Source organism: Kitasatospora sp. NBC_01560, from assembly GCF_045208415.1.
Lineage (GTDB): Bacteria > Actinomycetota > Actinomycetes > Streptomycetales > Streptomycetaceae > Kitasatospora.
In genome coordinates this window covers 3,776,709-3,792,815 of record NZ_CP109364.1, presented here as the reverse complement: position 1 = coordinate 3,792,815, position 16,107 = coordinate 3,776,709, and the positions used below count along the sequence as shown (strand labels likewise).

Genomic DNA, 16,107 nt, shown 5'->3' with positions numbered 1-16,107 from the left:
GGCTCAGCGCCGGGAATGGCCGGCCGGCCCGGCGCGCTGGGAGTGGTGAGTCCGCGGCTGCGAGGAGGCAGGGCATGTACGGCGACCCGGAGACGGTGCGCAGGATCCTTACCGAGCTGGGCGACACCTGGGCCGTCGTCGGCCTCTCGTCCAACCGGAGCCGCGCCGCGTTCGGCGTGGCCGAGGTGCTGCAGCGCTACGGGAAGCGGATCGTGCCCGTGCACCCGAAGGCCGGGACGGTCCACGGCGAGAAGGGGTACGCGGCGCTGTCGGACATCCCGTTCGAGGTCGACGTGGTCGACACCTTCGTCCGATCCGAGCTCGCCGGCGCGGTGGCCGACGAGGCCGTGGCCGTCGGGGCCCGGGCCGTCTGGTTCCAGCTCGGTGTGGTGGACGAGGCCGCGTACGACCGGGCGCGCGCGGCCGGTCTCGCGATGGTGATGGACAAGTGCCCCGCCATCGAGATCCCGCGGCTCGGGGGCCGGCCGGCCTAGGGCTTGTCCGACAAGCCTGGAGCTCGGGTGGAGGGGCCCGTCGGTCGACCCTGACCGGCGGGCCCCTCCGTCGTGCCCGGAAGCGCAGCCGGAAAGTGCTTGCGGTGCCGCGGGGGGCTTTCGCTAGGCTCCGAGCGGCACCGACCGGTGCACGAATCATTTCGCGCGCCGGTGCGTCGGGCGTGCTGCTCAGGGGGGTTTGATGGAGCGTCGTACAGTGCTGCGCGGTCTGGCCGGGGTGCCGCTGGGGGCGATGGCCGTGGTGTCCGCGGCCGGCCGGGCCGGGGCGGCGGACTACAACGTGGTGGTCGACCCGGCGCCCGGGTGGGGCGCCGCCACGTGGGAGGGGTGGGGCACCAGCCTGGGCTGGTGGGCGAACCAGCTCGGCCCCCGCGAGGACCTGGCCGACCTGTTCTTCACCCGGAAGACGGTGGCCTTCCGCGGCGAGCAGGTCCCCGGCCTGGGGATGAACATCGTCCGCTACTGCGCCGGGGCGTCGGGGACGAACGTCGTCGAGGGCCGGCGCATGGTGCGGCAGAACGAACAGCTCGACGGCTTCAAGCAGATCGAGGGCTTCCAGCGCGACTGGTACTCGGCGGACCCGTACTCGGCGAGCTTCGACTGGACCGCGGACGCCAACCAGCGCGCCGTCCTGCAACTGGCCAAGGCCCGGGGCGCCGACACCTTCGAGCTGTTCGCCAACTCGCCCCAGTGGTGGATGCTGAAGAACGACGACCCGACCGGTGCCGCGGACGGCAGCTGCAACCTCCAGGACGGCAACTTCGGCCGGCACGCGGCCTACCTGGCGACCGTCGCCCGCTACGCGCACGACCACTGGGGCATCGACTTCGCGTCGGTGCAGCCGATGAACGAGCCGGGCATGGGGTGGGGGGCGCCGGGCGTCAGCCGGGGGCAGGAGGGCTGCTCCTACTCCCAGGAGCAGCAGGCCGAGCTGATCCGGCTCACCCGCGCCCAGCTCGACGCCCGGGACCTGTCCGGGACGATCGTCACCGGCCTCGACGAGTACGCGTACAGCTGGGCGGCGAACACCTGGACCAGCCCGGCCTTCGACGCGGCCACCCGTGCCGCGGTCGGGCGGGTCAGCGTCCACGGCTACGAGTTCTACGAGGACCGCGACGCGCTGTACCGGGTCGTGGCGGCCGACGGCAAGAAGATCTGGCAGTCCGAGTACGGCGATGATGACCCGGGCGGCCTGGTCCTCGCCCGGAACCTCAACTGGGACATCCGCTGGCTCCGCGCGTCGGCCTGGCTGGTCTGGCAGATCCTCGACTGGCACACCTACGGGCCGATCACGCTCACCGGCGGCGTGCTCGGCGCCGTCAACCCCAAGTACTACGTGCTCGCCCAGTACATGCGGCACATCCGCCCCGGCATGCGGATCGTCGACTCCGGCCACCCCGACGCGGTCGCGGCGTACGACGACGCCAACCACAAGCTGGTCGTCGTCGCGGTGAACCACGGGCCCGGCCAGTGGATCAACTTCGACCTCTCCAGGTTCGGGCAGCCCGGCCGCGACGGGGCCCTGGTCCGGCGCTGGGTCACGGGCACGCTCCCCGAGAGCGGTGAGCACTACCGGCAGTACGAGGACACCTACCTGCACGGCAGCCGCTTCTGGACGGAGTGCGGCGCCGACACCGTGCAGACCTTCGAGATCGAGGACGTGCACCTGTAGCCGCAGGACGCCCCGGCCGGGCCCGCCCGGCCGGGGAACCGCGGGTCAGCTGGGGCGGCCGAGGGCCCGGTACGTCCAGCCGGCCGCGCGCCAGGCGTCGGCGTTCAGGGCGTTCCGGCCGTCCAACAGGCGGCGCTCGGCGACCACCGCGCCCAGCTCGGCCGGGTCGAGGGCGCGGAACTCCTGCCACTCGGTCAGGTGCAGCACCACGTGCGCGCCCTCGGCGGCCTCCAGCGGGGACTCGGCGTAGGCCAGGCCCGGGAACATCTTGCGGGCGTTGTCCATCGCCTTCGGGTCGTACACCGTGACCTGGGCGCCCTGGAGCTGGATCTGGGCGGCCACGTTCAGCGCGGGGGAGTCCCGGATGTCGTCCGAGTTCGGCTTGAAGGCGGCGCCGAGCACGGCCACCCGGCGGCCGAGGAAGCCGCCGCCGCACTGCTCACGGGCCAGGTCGACCATCCGGGAGCGGCGGCGCATGTTGATCGAGTCGACCTCGCGCAGGAAGGTCAGCGCCTGGTCGGCCCCGAGCTCGCCGGCCCGGGCCATGAACGCGCGGATGTCCTTGGGCAGGCAGCCGCCGCCGAAGCCGATACCGGCGTTCAGGAACTTGCGGCCGATCCGCTCGTCGTGGCCGAGCGCGTCGGCGAGCATCGTGACGTCCGCACCGGCCGCCTCGCAGACCTCCGACATCGCGTTGATGAACGAGATCTTGGTGGCCAGGAAGGAGTTGGCGGCGGCCTTGACCAGCTCGGCGGTGGCGTAGTCGGTGACCACGAACGGCACCCCGGCCGCGATCGGGTCCGCGTACACCTCGCGCAGCAGCTGCTCGGCGCGCTCGCTGCGGGCGCCGACCACGATCCGGTCCGGCCGCAGGGTGTCCTGGACGGCGAAGCCCTCGCGGAGGAACTCCGGGTTCCAGGCGAGTTCGGCGCCCTCGCCGACCGGCGCCAGCGCGGCCAGCCGCTCGGCCAGCCGGTTCGCCGAGCCGACCGGGACGGTGGACTTTCCGACCACCAGCACCGGGCGGGTCAGGTGCGGGGCGAGCGCGTCGATCGCCGCGTCCACGTACGACATGTCGGCGGCGAACTCGCCCTTGCGCTGCGGGGTGTTGACGCAGACGAAGTGCACGTCGCCGAACTCGGCGGCCTCCTGGGCGGAGCTGGTGAAGCGCAGCCGGCCGGTCGAACCCTCGTGGCCAGCCACGTGCTTGAGCAGCAGCTCGGACAGGCCCGGCTCGTACATCGGGACCCGGCCGGCGGTCAGCGTGGCGATCTTCTCCGGATCGATGTCCAGGCCCAGCACCTCGAAGCCGAACTCCGCCATGGCGGCGGCGTGGGTGGCGCCGAGATAGCCGGTGCCGATCACGGAGATGCGGAGGGTCACGGGTTCCCCTTTGCGGGTTCGGCCTGGACGGATCTGGATGGACCTGGACGGACCGGGACGGACATGAGGTGCGACCCCTGATGCTAGCCGCCCCCACCGGCCCGGCCCAGGCCGTCCCGGGAGGACGGGGGTCCCGGCCACGGGACGGGCGGTTTCCGGGCAGGATGCGGGGCGGAGGTGCGCGAACCCGCCACAACTCCCGCACGGCGGTGTGACCGGCGGCACAATGCGCGCATGGATCCGAAGCCCGAGGGTGCGGACGGTGCGGGGCGAACCGGGAGCGCGGACGCGGCCGGGCCCCCTGGGCCCGAACCGGAGCAGGACCCGGAGCAGGACCCGGAGCAGGAACCGGAACAGGAGTCGGATCCCGCACAGGAGCCGGAGCCGGAGCAGCGGCCGGAGCCGTCGGGGCTGAGCCTCTTCGGGCCGCGCCCGGACGGCGCGGGCCCGTCCGGGCCCGCCGCCGAGCCGCCGGCCCGCCGCCGCCGCACCCGCCGCGTCCTGCTCTGGACGCTCGCCGTCCTGCTGGTGCTCGCCGGTGGCGCCGGTGGCGCGCTCTACCTGGTGGCCGAGCACTACGCCTCGTCCGTCACCAGGATCCCGAACGCCTTCCCCGCCGTGCCGGAGTCGGCGCAGCCGCAGCCCGTTCCGGCCGGCGGGCTCAACCTCCTGCTGGTCGGCCTGGACGCCCGCTCGGACGTCCCCACCACCGGGAGCAGCGCCCGGGCGCCGGTCTGGCAGGCCGGCGCGGCCCGCAGCGACACGATGATGCTGCTGCACCTCTCCGACGACCGCCGGAGCGCCTCCCTGGTCTCGCTGGCCCGCGATACCTGGGTGTCCGTCCCCGGCCACGGCGAGGCCAAGCTGAACGCCGCGTACTCCTGGGGCGGCCCGGCACTGATGACCGAGACCGTGCAGAACCTCACCGGCATCCGGATCGACCACCTCGCCGTGGTCGACTGGAACGGCTTCCGCGCCCTCACCGACGCCGTCGGCGGGGTGGACATCACCGTCCCGCGCACCATTGAGGCGGTCGGCGAGGCCCGGGCCTGGGAGGCGGGCACCCATTACATGGACGGCGCGCAGGCGTTGCTCTACGTCCGCGAGCGGTACGGGCTGCCCGGCGGCGACCTCGACCGCACCAAGCGGCAGCAGAACTTCCTCCGCGCGCTGATGCTCCGGATCATGGACTCGGGCACGCTGACCAGCCCGTCCCGGCTGGGAGGCCTGCTGCAGTCGGTCGGTGAGGTGGTCAGCGTCGACGACCGGCTCTCCAACAGCGGTCTCTACGAACTCGCCTGGGGCCTGCGCTCGCTGCGCCCGGACGACGTCCGGTTCATGAACGCGCCGTTCGGCGGCTTCGACACCCGGGACGGGCAGAGCGTCGTGCTGCTGGACGAGCGCCCGGCCGCACAGCTCTGGGAGGCGATGCGCAACGACCGGATGCCGCAGTACTTCCAGGAGCACCGGGCGGGCGACACCCTCGGGACGGACGTCGACTGAACCTAGGCAGCCGCAGGTCGGAGCCCTAGGATCTACTTAACGGTAGCTAACTACTTCACTCCTTCATCACGCGAACGAGGCAGGAATCATGGCGGGCAGCGCAGGGGCGGCGGACTTCGATCTCTTCCGGATCTCCGAGGAGCACGGGATGCTCCGTGAGGCGGTGCGTTCGCTGTCCGAGGCGAAGATCGCTCCGTTCGCGGCGGAGGTGGACGAGCAGGGGCGGTTCCCGCAGGAGGCGTTGGACGCGTTGCAGGGCAATGACCTGCATGCGGTGCATGTGCCGGAGGAGTTCGGTGGTGCGGGGGCGGATGCGCTGGCGACGGTGATCGTGATCGAGGAGGTGGCGCGGGTGTGCGCCTCGTCGTCGTTGATCCCGGCGGTGAACAAGCTGGGTTCGCTGCCGGTGCAGTTGTCGGGGTCGCAGGAGTTGAAGGCGAAGTACCTGGGGGCGTTGGCGCGGGGTGAGGGGATGTTCTCGTACTGCCTGTCGGAGCCGGAGGCGGGTTCGGACGCGGCGGGGATGCGGACCCGGGCGGTGCGGGACGGGGACTTCTGGGTGCTGAACGGTGTGAAGCGCTGGATCACCAATGCGGGGGTGTCGGAGTTCTACACGGTGATGGCGGTGACGGATCCGGAGCTGCGGTCGAAGGGGATCTCGGCGTTCGTGGTGGAGAAGGGCGATGCGGGGGTGTCGTTCGGTGCGCCGGAGCGGAAGTTGGGGATCAAGGGGTCGCCGACGCGTGAGGTGTATTTCGACAATGTGCGGATTCCGGCGGACCGGATGATCGGTGCGGAGGGGACGGGGTTCGCGACGGCGATGCGGACGTTGGACCACACGCGGGTGACGATCGCGGCGCAGGCGTTGGGGATCGCGCAGGGGGCGTTGGACTATGCGAAGGGGTATGTGCGGGAGCGCAAGCAGTTCGGTAGGCCGATCGGTGATTTCCAGGGTGTGCAGTTCATGTTGGCGGACATGGCGATGAAGTTGGAGGCGGCGCGTCAGCTGACGTATGCGGCGGCGGCGAAGTCGCAGCGTGGGGACGGGGATCTGACGTTCTTCGGGGCGGCGGCGAAGTGCTACGCGTCGGATGCGGCGATGGAGATCACGACGGATGCGGTGCAGTTGCTGGGTGGGTACGGGTACACGCGGGACTATCCGGTGGAGCGGATGATGCGGGACGCGAAGATCACGCAGATCTACGAGGGCACCAACCAGATCCAGCGCATCGTGATGGCCCGCAACCTGCCGTAACGGCACGCCCGCAACGGGCCGCGAGCCGCCACGGACCGCTCGCTGCCACGGCGCCCGCACGACCGCCCCCGGCCACGACGGAACCCCCGTCGCCGCCGGGGGCGGTCCGCCGTCCGGCCGCCGTCCGGCCGCCGTTCAGCCGGCCGGCTCGCGCACCACCGCGGCGAAGCCGTCGACCGGCGGACTGCCGCCGCCCGTCGGCCAGGCGAGGGCGACCTTCAGCGGCTCGACGTCGGTCAGTGGCACCCAGACGAAGGCGACGTCCACCCGGCCGTCGCGCACCGCCTCGGCCTCCTGGCCCCAGTCGAAACGCTTCGGCTCGACCCGCACACCCGGGTGCCGGCGGGCGAACTCGGCGCGTGCCCGGGTGGTCAACTCGCCTGCGCCGCTGGCCTCGAAGCCGACCCGCAGCACCCCGCTCGCGGCCCGCCGGTGCCGCTCGGCGGCGGCGGTGATCCGCTCCGCCTGCACGACGGTGCGGCGGGCCTCGGAGAGTACGTCGAGCCCGGCCGCGGTGGCGGTGACCCCGCCGGAGTGGCGGTCGAAGAGGCGGATGCCCAGTTCGGTCTCCAGCCTGCGCAGGGCGTAGGAGAGGGCGGGCCGGCTCACGTACAGGCGGGTGGCGGCCCGGCCGAGGTTGCCCTCGTCGGCGATCGCGATCAGGTAGTGCAGCTGGCGCAGCTCCATCCGGCGATCATAAAGCGGCTCTATCGACCGGCCGGGGTTCTGTCTTGGACGCCCCGGGAGCCGGGCTGACATAAAGGAGTGCGTCAACCACCCAGTCCTGTTCACGACTTGCGGAGGCACCCGCTGCGGCTCGCCCTCGGGAGCGACGCCGTCGACGCGATCACCGGTCACCTGGACGCCGCGGGGAAGGAGCTGCGGGACTGGGAGGCGGTCGGCCGTGGGACCGACTTCGACGCCTGACCGGCCCGGCTGATCCGGCAGGCCTGGCCGACTGGAGGGATCCTCCAAGCCTCCGGCGCCAGAATCGGTTGGCTGACACACCTGATCCGCTGTCACTGTGCTGGCAGAGTGAGGGGTGAGGCGGCAGCTCCCCGTGCCCATCCGGCGGGGTGAGTTGTGCCCATCTCACAATTTCCCTCACAGTCAGGGGTCTGTTCGATGAGTGTCGACGACAGTGGCGTGCTGGTCACCGGCCTGGGGGCGACGACGCCGCTCGGCGGGGACGTCGCCTCGACCTGGGCCGGGATGCTGGCCGGCGAGTCGGGGATCCGCCCGATCGAGGAGGACTGGGCGGCCGGGCTGCCGGTCCGGATCGCCGGGCGGCTGAAGGTCGAGCCGTCCGAGGTGCTGGACCGGGTGCAGGCCCGCCGGATGGACCGCTGCCAGCAGGTGGCGCTGGTCGCCGCCCGGCAGGCCTGGGCCGACGCGGGGGCTCCCGGGGTGGACCCGGAGCGGCTGGCCGTGGTGATCGGCACCGGCACCGGCGGCGCGCTCACCCTGCTCGGCCAGGACGACGTGCTGGAGGCGTCCGGGGTGCGCAAGGTCTCCCCGCACACCGTGCCGATGCTGATGGCGAACGGTCCGGCGGCCTGGGTCTCCATCGAGCTGGGCGCGCGGGCCGGGGCGCACACCCCGGTGAGCGCCTGCGCCTCCGGGGCCGAGGCGATCGCGATGGGCCTCGACCTGATCCGGCTCGGCCGGGCCGACGTGGTGGTGGCGGGCGGCGCCGAGGCCTGCATCTGCCCGCTGCCGCTGGCCGGGTTCGCCCAGGCGCGGGCGCACTCGACCCGGAACGACGAGCCCGGGCGGGCGTCGCGGCCGTTCGACGTCGACCGGGACGGCTTCGTGATCGGCGAGGGCTCGGTGGTCGTGGTGCTGGAGCGTGCCGGGTTCGCCGCCGCGCGGTCGGCCCGGGCGTACGCCACCCTGGCGGGCGCGGCGGTGACCTCGGACGCGTTCCACATCACGGCGGCCGCGGCCGAGGGCCAGGTCCGGGCGATGCGCCGGGCGGTGGCCGGGGCCGGCCTCGCCCCGCGGGACATCGACCTGGTCCACGCGCACGCCACGTCGACGCCGCTGGGCGACCTGGTGGAGGCCGGGTCGGTCACCGAGGCGATCGGCCCGCACCCTGCCGTGACCGCCACCAAGTCGATGACGGGCCACCTGTTCGGGGCGGCCGGTGCGGTCGGGGCGCTGGCCGCCGTCCTGGCGCTGCGCGACGGGGTGGTGCCGGCCACCCGCAATCTGGAGAACCTCGATCCGGCGGTCGGGCTGGACGTGGTGGTCGGTGCACCGCGGCGCGGCGCGCTGACCGCCGCTCTCACCAACTCGTTCGGCTTCGGTGGCCACAACGCGTCCCTGGTCTTCACGCCGGCACCGTGAACCACCACGCCCCGCGGCCGCGGACAACCGGCCGGCCGGCCGGCGGTGGCTAGGGTCGGCGGTATGTCCACGTCATCGCCGGCCCTGAGGCTGGAACCGGTCACCCCTGCCACCATCGACGCCGCACTCGCCCTGAAGGTCCGGCCGGACCAGGAGCGGCTGGTGTCCCCGGTGGTCAAGTCGCTGGCGGAGGCGTATGCCTTCGGTGACACCGCGTGGCCCCGGCTGATCTTCGACGGTGACCGGCCGGTCGGGTTCGTGATGGCGTTCTTCGACGTCACCTTCTACCCCGACCGCCCCGACGACCGCCCCCGCTCGGGCCTGTGGCGCCTCAACATCGCCGCCGATGCGCAGGGCGGCGGCTACGGCCGGTTCGCGGTCGAGCAGGTCTGCGCGGAGGTCCGCCGCCGCGGGGGCCGCCGGGTGACGGTCAGCTACGTCCCGGGGGAGGGCGGGCCGGCCGGCTTCTACGCCCGCCTCGGCTTCCGTCCCACCGGCGAGCTCAGCGGCGACCAGGAGGTGGCGGAGCTCGACCTGCCGGAGGAGTGACGCCGGTGCCGCACCGATGGGGCTGACACCCGCCGCGCCCGTCGCCGTTGTCGTTGCCGGACAAGCCCTGCACGCCCGCAGCGGCCGGCGCCCCGGGCTGCCGGTCCGGACGGTCACCCCGCCCTGCGGCGTCCACTCCCGCCGGTGCCCGGACTCCGGGCGGCCTCAGCCGAGCAGTGCCGTCGCCTCCTCCCGCGCCTGGCGTAGCCACTGCGCCCGGGTGGCGTCCGTCGAGTCCGTGACCGTCCGGAAGACCACCCGCCGTACGTCGTCCACGCCGACGTACGGCAGGACGCAGGCCGCCCAGATCTGCTGCAGAGGGTCCCCGAACTCCTCGTGCTCGCGGGCCTGCGGGGTGTCGGAGGTGTTCAGCACCAGGGCCCGCCCGGCCCGGAGCAGCCCGGCCGGCTCGCCGTCCGCCGTGCCCAGCTTGTACGCCACCCCGGGTGCCAGGACCCGCTGCACCCACCCGGCCAGCACGGCGGGCGGCATGCCCCACCAGTTCGGGTGGATCAGCACCAGCGCGTCCAGGCCGGCCACCTCCGCGCGGTGCAGGGCCAGCTGCCGGTCTCCGGTGCCGTCGGCCTCGGCGACCGTCCCGGTCTCCTCGGCGGTCAGGGCCGGCGGGAACCCCTCCGCGTACAGGTCGTGGGCGAGCACCTCGCAGCCCTGCCCGCGCAGTTCGTCCACCACGGCGTCGAAGAGCGCGTGGTTGAAGCTGCCCGCCCTCGGGTGCGCCAGATAGACGCCGACCCGCTTCGTGTCCATGTCCCGTTCCCCCCTGGTCACTTGTCTCGCAGCGATCCTAGGGTGCGTCCTCGGCGGGCTCCGGCGCCGGGCTCGCCCGGTAGGGTGCCGGACCATGACCGAGCCCGAATTCCTCTCCGCGGCAAGGACGTTCTACGACACCGTCGCCGCCGACTACGCCGATCGCTTCCGTGACGAGGTGGCCGGTAAGCCGCTGGACCGCGCGATGCTGCAGGCCTTCGCCGAGCTGGTGCGGGCGGACGGCGGCGGCCCGGTGGTCGAACTCGGCTGCGGCCCGGGCCGGATGACGGCGTACCTGCACGGGCTGGGCCTGGAGATCTCCGGCCTCGACCTCTCGCCGGGGATGGTCGCGGTGGCCCGGCGGGAGCACCCCGAGCTGAGCTTCGAGGTCGGTTCGCTGCTCGACCTCCCCCAGCGTGACGGGGAGCTGGCGGGAGCGGTGGCCTGGTACTCGATCATCCACACCCCGCCGGAGCACCTGCCGGAGGTCTTCGCCGGGTTCCACCGAGTCCTCGCCCCGGGCGGCCACCTGCTGCTCGCCTTCCAGGCCGGCGACCGGCCGCTCCGCGTCGAGCGGCCGTTCGGCCATCCGGTGGCGCTGGACTTCCGCCGGCAGCAGCCCGACCGCGTCGCCGACCTGGCGGCCGGGGCGGGCCTGGAGGTCACCACCCGGCTGGTCCGCGAAGCCGAGCCGGACGAGACGGCCCCGCAGGCCTTCCTGCTGGCCCGCAAGCCGGGCTGAGGCCACCGGGTCGGCCCCGTGCCCGCCGGCCGGGCCCGTTCGGCCAGGTCGGCGGCCGGAGCCGGGCCCGGCGGGCTCGCGGCGCGCCGCGGAGCGGGCCGGACGCGCCGCGCGGGCCCGACGGTGCGGGGGCCGAAGCGCCGGGGTTGTCGCGCATCGCGCGGTGCGGCATGCCATGATCCCTGCATGGGTTCCAACGTTTACTTCGACATCACCATCAACGACGAGCCGGCCGGCCGGATCGTCTTCACGCTGTTCGACGACGTCGTCCCGAAGACGGCGCAGAACTTCCGTGAGCTGGCCACCGGCGCGCACGGCTTCGGCTACAAGGGCTCGTCCTTCCACCGCGTGATCCCGAACTTCATGCTGCAGGGCGGTGACTTCACCCGCGGCGACGGCACCGGCGGCAAGAGCATCTACGGCGAGAAGTTCGCGGACGAGAACTTCCAGCTCAAGCACACCAAGCCGGGCCAGCTGTCGATGGCCAACGCCGGCCGCAACACCAACGGCTCGCAGTTCTTCATCACCACCATCGTGACCGACTGGCTGGACGGCAAGCACGTCGTCTTCGGCGAGGTCGTCGAGAACCTGGAGCTGGTGAAGAAGATCGAGTCGCTCGGCTCGCAGAGCGGCCGTACCTCGGCGAAGATCACCATCGTCGACTCGGGCATCGTGGAGTAATTCCGCCACCCCTGGTGCACCCGCGGAGCAGGAAGTCGGTCCGGCCGACTCCCTGCTCCGCTGCTTTGTGCCCGGTGCCCGGCGGGCCGCTCCGCGCGGCGGCCGGCGTCGTGCGGGCGCGCAGGGTAGCGCCGCCGGGGCCGCCGCGGAGGCGTTCCCGCCGATTGCGCCGGCCGGCCGGACGGGCCTCCTACGCTGGGCGGACGCGGCCGAGGCCGTGACCGACTCGGCTCTCCGGCAAGGTGGTTCACCCGTGGATCGGTGCAGTGACGGTGGCATCGGCAGTGCCGCGGCAGCCGGCGGCGAGGGCGGCCGGGGCGGCCAGGGGGGTGGGCGTGACGCCGGGGCCGGCGGCGGGGCCGACGCCGAGGTGACGTTCGAGAAGGTGACCGTGCTGTCGTTCCGACCCGCCGGACCGGCGCCGGTGGCCCGCCGGGGGCCCGCGGCGCACGTCGGGGAGCCGGCCGACCCGACGCGGATCCTGGTCCGGATCGCGCGCGAGGGCATGACGGTCAAACGGGTCCCCGGCTACTGGGTGCGGTGGGCGGAGGAGTGCGGACCGGGCGACACCCGGTACCACGCGCGCTGGATCGCGGACGAGGAGTACGTCCGGCCGGACGAGGGCAGCGTCGGCGACGCGCTGAGCGTGAAGGTCGCCGCCTACTGGTCCTGCGACGTCGGCGGCCGTTCGCGGGTGCGGACCAGTGAGTGCGTGGTCGACTTCGGGCCCGGTGAGACCGTCCAGGAGCTCGTGCTGGAACGCCCGGACCCGCAGCGCCCGGCCACCCTCGCCGTCCACCTGGCGGATGCCTGGTGGGCGGACCGCCCGGGCGGCCAGGAGATCTGCTTCGGGTTCGCGGGCGCGGTCGAGGCGGAGGGCGGCGGCGAGGGGGAGTGGATCGAGCGCTCGCCCGAGTGCGTCACCGGCATCCTCCGGGCGGCCGGCCACCCCTGAGGTGCCGGGCCGGGCCGCCCGCCGGGCCCGATCTCGGCCGCGCGGCCGGCACCTCCGTCCCGTACCGGGCGACCGCCTCCTGGGCCGGGCGGCCCAGGAGGCGGTGAGGCAGTGGCGGTCAGCGCGGTGACGAGGGGCGTCCACCCATTGCGCCGGGAGCGTTACGGTGCGTCACGGACGGTCGCGGTGGTCACTTCGTGTCCGGGACGGCGGTGTCGTTCTTGAACGCGTCGAAGACCTGCTTGGCCTTGGTGGGCTCCCACTTGACCGCCGACTCGCCGGTGCTGGTGCGGAAGTCCGGGTTGCCGATCGGCACGGTGATGCTCTTCCCGCCGCCGCCGTTGACGTCCTTCATGGCGAGGAAGAGCGAGCCGAGGTCGGTCAGGCCGGCGTCGTCGTCGACGATCAGCGTGCCGAGGCCGGAGTCCACCAGCGGGTAGAAGGTGAACGGGTTGAGCACGGTGGCCGGCGAGGCGGCCTGCTTGGCCAGTGCGCCGAGGAACTTCTGCTGGTTGCGCATCCGGCCGAGGTCCTGGTCGGCCATCTGGTGCCGCTGGCGGACGAAGGCGAGCGCCTGGGTGCCGGTCAGGCTCTGGCAGCCGGCCTTGAGGTCGAGACCGGAGTCCTTGTCCTTGACGTCCTGGTCGATGCACATGTCCACGCCGCCGACCGAGTCGACGATGCCGACGAAGCCGGCGAAGCCGATCTCGGCGTAGTGGTCGATGCGCAGGCCGGTGTTCAGCTCGACGGTTTGGGCGAGCAGCTTGCCGCCGCCCGCCGCGAAGGCCGAGTTGATCTTCGAGGTGGTGCCCTTGACGGTCTTCCCGTTGTCGCCCGGGTGCTCGGGGATCGGCACCCAGGAGTCGCGCGGGATGCTCATCAGGGTGTTCCCGTTGTCCCCGATGTGCAGCACCATCATCGAGTCGCTGCGCTTGCCGCCCGCGTGGCCGGTGTGCAGGTCCTCCTCCTGCGAGTCGGAGAGGCCGTCACGGCTGTCGGAGCCCACGATCAGCCAGTTGGTGCCCTTGCCGGCGGCGGGGCGGCCCGGGTAGTCGGTGAGCACGTTCTCGTGGTTGAGCTTGGAGTCGGCCCAGAACCAGGTCGAGACGGCGGTGAGCATCATCGCGATCAGGACGCCGAACACCGACCACTTGACGATCCGGCGCCGCGGCCAGCGCGACGGCCCGGCGGCGGAGGGCGGCCGGGTGCCGCCGGGGGCTATCGGCCCGCCCGGGCCGCCCGCGCCGCCGGGACCACCCGGGCCGCCGGCCCCGCCGGGAGCCCCCGGGCCCTGCGTGGGCACCCCGGGCCGGCCGCCCGGCTGCCCGTACGGCTGCGGCTGCCCGTAGCCCTGGCCCGGCCCGTAACCGGGGGCCTGCCCCGGTACCGGCGCGGGGGCCTGCCCCGGTACCGGCGCGGGGGCCTGCCCCTGGCCCGGCCGGCCGTACTCCTGCGGCTGCCGGGGGCGGGGGCGCCGGGCCCGCGCGGGTTCAGCGAAGCCGGCAGCGGCGGTTCGGCCGCCGTCCCGCCCCCGCCGTGCCCGTACGCGCCGCCGCCGCCGTTGCCGCCGCCGTACGGGGTCCCGCCGCCGCCCGGGCGGCCCTCCTGCCACGTGTTCATGTGGGAGAGGATGCCCGACGCCGGGTGCGGTGACTCCCCCCGGGGCCCCTGCCGGGCCCCTTGTAGCAGTTTTGATGCACGTGCCGGAACCTCCCGCCACAAGTTCTCGCGGGGGAGTTCCGGGGGCCGGTTCCGGCGCCCCGCCGGGCCCCCGCCGTCCCACCGGCCGTCCCATCCTTTGTTCACCTGCCGGAACGATCCTTGACCGGCCGGAACGCTGCGTGTTTGCATGACAGGCATGGATCAGCGATGGACCCTCACGCGTCGGCGGCACGTCGACCTTCAGCGTGTGTCCTGTTCGCTCTGTCGTGGCTGACGCGCGCCCGTCGAACCCTCTCCACCCCTCTCTTCCCCGGCTCTGACCCGGCTCCGACCCGGCTTCGCCGCTGCCCGTGCGGCGTGCGCCCCGCTGCCGTAGCGCCGTCCCCGCTTCCTGCCCAGAGGTGAACTCCATGGCCACCGTGCTGTCCGTTTCCGGCTCCCCGTCCGCGACCTCCCGCACCACCCGTCTGCTGCGCCACGTCGATGCGCAGCTCGAATCCCGCGGCCACCGCGTCGTCCCGTTCGAGGTGCGCAACCTCCCCGCGCACGCCCTGCTCTCGGCGGACTTCTCCCACCCCGAGATCGTCGCCGCCCTGGAGCTGTTCGCGCAGGCGGACGGCGTCGTGATCGGCACCCCCGTCTACAAGGCCGCGTACTCGGGCCTGCTCAAGACCCTGCTGGACGTGCTGCCGCAGTACGCGCTGACCGGCAAGGCCGTCCTGCCGCTGGCCACCGGCGGCTCCACCGCGCACGTGCTGGCGGTGGACTACGCGCTGCGCCCGGTGCTCAGCTCGATGGGCGCCGGCCACATCACCCAGGGCTGGTTCGTGCTCGACCGTCACATCACCGTCCGGGAGGACGGCACCACCGTGGTCGAGCGCGAGACGGACGTGCTGCTGACGCCGGTCGTCGACGCGTTCGCGACCGCGCTGGAGCGGCTCGCCACACCCGTGCTGGCGGGCTGACGGGGCGCCGGAGGCGGGTCCGCCCGGGCGGACCCCGAGACGGGCGGCGGCTACCCCTAGGGGGAGGGGTGCCGCTCCCCGTACAACTACGGTTGGGGCGCTTCATACCGGCGGATGACGAGGGATCGCGGCGCCGCTCCTAACGTGGATCACATCCCCACCGGTCCGCAGAGGGCCCGGTTCCATCGGGTCGGTAGCCCGGTCCACCGGAAGGGTGGGGCTGACACCCGGTCGAGAACGGTCCCCTGCACCCTGTCGTGGCACAGGTGTGACCGACGAGGCTGGGGTCAACGGGTGGCCCACTTCTGAGGAGAATCCAGTGACGACGGCAGCAGCAGCCGTGTACGACCCCCAGCTTCCCGGCAGCGCCGGTACCGTCGCCGCGTCGGCGCGGCAGGTGACCAAGGCCTACGGCACCGGCGAGACGAGGGTCACCGCGCTGGACGCGGTGGACGTCGACATCCAGCGCGGCCGGTTCACCGCCATCATGGGCCCCTCGGGTTCGGGCAAGTCGACCCTGATGCACTGCCTGGCCGGCCTGGACACCGTCTCCGAGGGCCGGATCTGGATCGGTGACACCGAGATCACCGGCCTGAAGGACAAGCAGCTCACCAAGCTGCGCCGGGACAAGATCGGTTTCATCTTCCAGGCGTTCAACCTGCTCCCCACCCTGAACGCGCTGGAGAACATCACGCTCCCGATGGACATCGCCGGCCGCAAGCCGGACACCGCCTGGCTGGACCAGGTGGTCGGGACGGTGGGGCTGGCCGACCGGCTCAAGCACCGCCCGACCCAGCTCTCCGGCGGCCAGCAGCAGCGCGTCGCGGTGGCCCGGGCGCTGGCCGCCCGCCCCGAGATCATCTTCGGGGACGAGCCCACCGGCAACCTCGACTCGCGCTCCGGCGCCGAGGTGCTGACCTTCCTGCGCCGCTCGGTCGACGAGCTCGGCCAGACCATCGTCATGGTCACCCACGACCCGGTGGCCGCCGGCTACGCGGACCGCGTGCTCTTCCTCGCCGACGGCGTGATCGTCGACGAGATGCACGCCCCCACCGCCGACTCCGTCCTCGAACGCATGCGCCGTTTCGACGGCAAGCGGACCAGCTGA

17 protein-coding genes are annotated in these 16,107 nt (G+C 73.2%); 13 read left to right on the top strand and 4 right to left on the bottom strand.

Translation table 11 applies throughout. The features are described 5' to 3' along the window. Nucleotides 1-74 precede the first annotated feature (74 nt). On the top strand, nt 75-494 hold the full coding sequence (locus OH807_RS16255; RefSeq protein WP_406199154.1) for a CoA-binding protein: 420 nt from the start codon (nt 75-77) through the stop codon (nt 492-494). A 202-nt stretch (nt 495-696) separates the two neighbouring features. Further along, a complete protein-coding gene (locus OH807_RS16250) occupies nt 697-2,187 on the top strand; it encodes a glycoside hydrolase (RefSeq protein WP_406199152.1) in 1,491 nt (496 codons plus the stop codon). A 45-nt stretch (nt 2,188-2,232) separates the two neighbouring features. Here the strand turns inward: OH807_RS16250 and OH807_RS16245 are convergent, their stop codons facing one another. Beyond that, complete coding sequence (locus tag OH807_RS16245; RefSeq protein WP_406199150.1) at nt 2,233-3,570, bottom strand: UDP-glucose dehydrogenase family protein; 1,338 nt, start codon at nt 3,568-3,570, stop codon at nt 2,233-2,235. A 234-nt stretch (nt 3,571-3,804) separates the two neighbouring features. Between OH807_RS16245 and OH807_RS16240 the strand changes: the two genes are divergently transcribed. Further along, nucleotides 3,805-5,073, top strand: a complete 1,269-nt coding sequence (locus OH807_RS16240; RefSeq protein ID WP_406199147.1) for an LCP family protein — start codon at nt 3,805-3,807, stop codon at nt 5,071-5,073. 88 nt (nt 5,074-5,161) lie between these two features. Then, nucleotides 5,162-6,328 carry an acyl-CoA dehydrogenase family protein gene (locus OH807_RS16235; RefSeq protein ID WP_406199145.1) on the top strand — a complete coding sequence of 389 codons (1,167 nt, stop codon included), beginning with the start codon at nt 5,162-5,164 and terminating at the stop codon, nt 6,326-6,328. Between the two features lie 135 nt (nt 6,329-6,463). Here the strand turns inward: OH807_RS16235 and OH807_RS16230 are convergent, their stop codons facing one another. After that, nucleotides 6,464-7,015: a LysR family transcriptional regulator gene (locus OH807_RS16230; protein WP_406199143.1), complete on the bottom strand. Its 552-nt coding sequence runs from the start codon at nt 7,013-7,015 to the stop codon at nt 6,464-6,466. 108 nt (nt 7,016-7,123) lie between these two features. Between OH807_RS16230 and OH807_RS16225 the strand changes: the two genes are divergently transcribed. The 3 genes from OH807_RS16225 to OH807_RS16215 all read left to right on the top strand — a co-directional run bounded on the left by OH807_RS16225 (nt 7,124) and on the right by OH807_RS16215 (nt 9,226). Continuing rightward, nucleotides 7,124-7,255 carry a hypothetical protein gene (locus OH807_RS16225; protein WP_406199141.1) on the top strand — a complete coding sequence of 44 codons (132 nt, stop codon included), beginning with the start codon at nt 7,124-7,126 and terminating at the stop codon, nt 7,253-7,255. Between the two features lie 198 nt (nt 7,256-7,453). Further along, on the top strand, nt 7,454-8,677 hold the full coding sequence (locus OH807_RS16220) for a beta-ketoacyl-[acyl-carrier-protein] synthase family protein (protein ID WP_406199139.1): 1,224 nt from the start codon (nt 7,454-7,456) through the stop codon (nt 8,675-8,677). Nucleotides 8,678-8,740: 63 nt separating this feature from the next. Next, entirely contained in the window at nt 8,741-9,226 is a 486-nt protein-coding gene (locus tag OH807_RS16215; protein WP_406199136.1) for a GNAT family N-acetyltransferase, read from the top strand. 165 nt (nt 9,227-9,391) lie between these two features. Here the strand turns inward: OH807_RS16215 and OH807_RS16210 are convergent, their stop codons facing one another. Continuing rightward, the gene (locus OH807_RS16210; protein WP_406199134.1) at nt 9,392-9,994 is read right to left on the bottom strand and encodes an NAD(P)H-dependent oxidoreductase; all 603 of its coding nucleotides are present in this window, start codon (nt 9,992-9,994) and stop codon (nt 9,392-9,394) included. Nucleotides 9,995-10,088: 94 nt separating this feature from the next. On the opposite strand from OH807_RS16210, the gene OH807_RS16205 reads away from it, so the two are divergent. From OH807_RS16205 to OH807_RS16195, 3 genes are all read left to right on the top strand, one after another. After that, nucleotides 10,089-10,736 (top strand): class I SAM-dependent DNA methyltransferase, encoded by a 648-nt coding sequence (locus tag OH807_RS16205; RefSeq protein ID WP_406199132.1) that lies wholly within the window; start codon nt 10,089-10,091, stop codon nt 10,734-10,736. Between the two features lie 186 nt (nt 10,737-10,922). Beyond that, nucleotides 10,923-11,417 carry a peptidylprolyl isomerase gene (locus OH807_RS16200; RefSeq protein ID WP_406199130.1) on the top strand — a complete coding sequence of 165 codons (495 nt, stop codon included), beginning with the start codon at nt 10,923-10,925 and terminating at the stop codon, nt 11,415-11,417. Between the two features lie 253 nt (nt 11,418-11,670). Further along, nucleotides 11,671-12,372: a hypothetical protein gene (locus OH807_RS16195; RefSeq protein WP_406199128.1), complete on the top strand. Its 702-nt coding sequence runs from the start codon at nt 11,671-11,673 to the stop codon at nt 12,370-12,372. Between the two features lie 190 nt (nt 12,373-12,562). Here the strand turns inward: OH807_RS16195 and OH807_RS16190 are convergent, their stop codons facing one another. Then, nucleotides 12,563-13,675 (bottom strand): LCP family protein, encoded by a 1,113-nt coding sequence (locus OH807_RS16190; protein ID WP_406199126.1) that lies wholly within the window; start codon nt 13,673-13,675, stop codon nt 12,563-12,565. Between the two features lie 546 nt (nt 13,676-14,221). On the opposite strand from OH807_RS16190, the gene OH807_RS16185 reads away from it, so the two are divergent. The 3 genes from OH807_RS16185 to OH807_RS16175 all read left to right on the top strand — a co-directional run bounded on the left by OH807_RS16185 (nt 14,222) and on the right by OH807_RS16175 (nt 16,107). Then, nucleotides 14,222-14,308 carry a putative leader peptide gene (locus tag OH807_RS16185; protein WP_406211011.1) on the top strand — a complete coding sequence of 29 codons (87 nt, stop codon included), beginning with the start codon at nt 14,222-14,224 and terminating at the stop codon, nt 14,306-14,308. A gap of 136 nt (nt 14,309-14,444) precedes the next feature. Beyond that, on the top strand, nt 14,445-14,999 hold the full coding sequence (gene ssuE / locus OH807_RS16180) for an NADPH-dependent FMN reductase (RefSeq protein WP_406199123.1): 555 nt from the start codon (nt 14,445-14,447) through the stop codon (nt 14,997-14,999). 319 nt (nt 15,000-15,318) lie between these two features. Next, the gene (locus tag OH807_RS16175) at nt 15,319-16,107 is read left to right on the top strand and encodes an ABC transporter ATP-binding protein (protein ID WP_406199121.1); all 789 of its coding nucleotides are present in this window, start codon (nt 15,319-15,321) and stop codon (nt 16,105-16,107) included.

What these genes read in the sequence shown, in the direction of transcription:
- OH807_RS16200 (WP_406199130.1), top strand. Translation starts at nt 10,923, where the DNA reads ATGGGTTCCAACGTTTACTTCGACATCACCATCAACGACGAGCCGGCC.
- OH807_RS16235 (WP_406199145.1), top strand. Translation starts at nt 5,162, where the DNA reads ATGGCGGGCAGCGCAGGGGCGGCGGACTTCGATCTCTTCCGGATCTCC.
- OH807_RS16255 (WP_406199154.1), top strand. Translation starts at nt 75, where the DNA reads ATGTACGGCGACCCGGAGACGGTGCGCAGGATCCTTACCGAGCTGGGC.
- OH807_RS16205 (WP_406199132.1), top strand. Translation starts at nt 10,089, where the DNA reads ATGACCGAGCCCGAATTCCTCTCCGCGGCAAGGACGTTCTACGACACC.
- OH807_RS16220 (WP_406199139.1), top strand. Translation starts at nt 7,454, where the DNA reads ATGAGTGTCGACGACAGTGGCGTGCTGGTCACCGGCCTGGGGGCGACG.
- OH807_RS16240 (WP_406199147.1), top strand. Translation starts at nt 3,805, where the DNA reads ATGGATCCGAAGCCCGAGGGTGCGGACGGTGCGGGGCGAACCGGGAGC.
- ssuE (WP_406199123.1), top strand. Translation starts at nt 14,445, where the DNA reads ATGGCCACCGTGCTGTCCGTTTCCGGCTCCCCGTCCGCGACCTCCCGC.
- OH807_RS16230 (WP_406199143.1), bottom strand. Translation starts at nt 7,015, where the DNA reads ATGGAGCTGCGCCAGCTGCACTACCTGATCGCGATCGCCGACGAGGGC.
- OH807_RS16215 (WP_406199136.1), top strand. Translation starts at nt 8,741, where the DNA reads ATGTCCACGTCATCGCCGGCCCTGAGGCTGGAACCGGTCACCCCTGCC.
- OH807_RS16185 (WP_406211011.1), top strand. Translation starts at nt 14,222, where the DNA reads ATGACAGGCATGGATCAGCGATGGACCCTCACGCGTCGGCGGCACGTC.
- OH807_RS16250 (WP_406199152.1), top strand. Translation starts at nt 697, where the DNA reads ATGGAGCGTCGTACAGTGCTGCGCGGTCTGGCCGGGGTGCCGCTGGGG.
- OH807_RS16210 (WP_406199134.1), bottom strand. Translation starts at nt 9,994, where the DNA reads ATGGACACGAAGCGGGTCGGCGTCTATCTGGCGCACCCGAGGGCGGGC.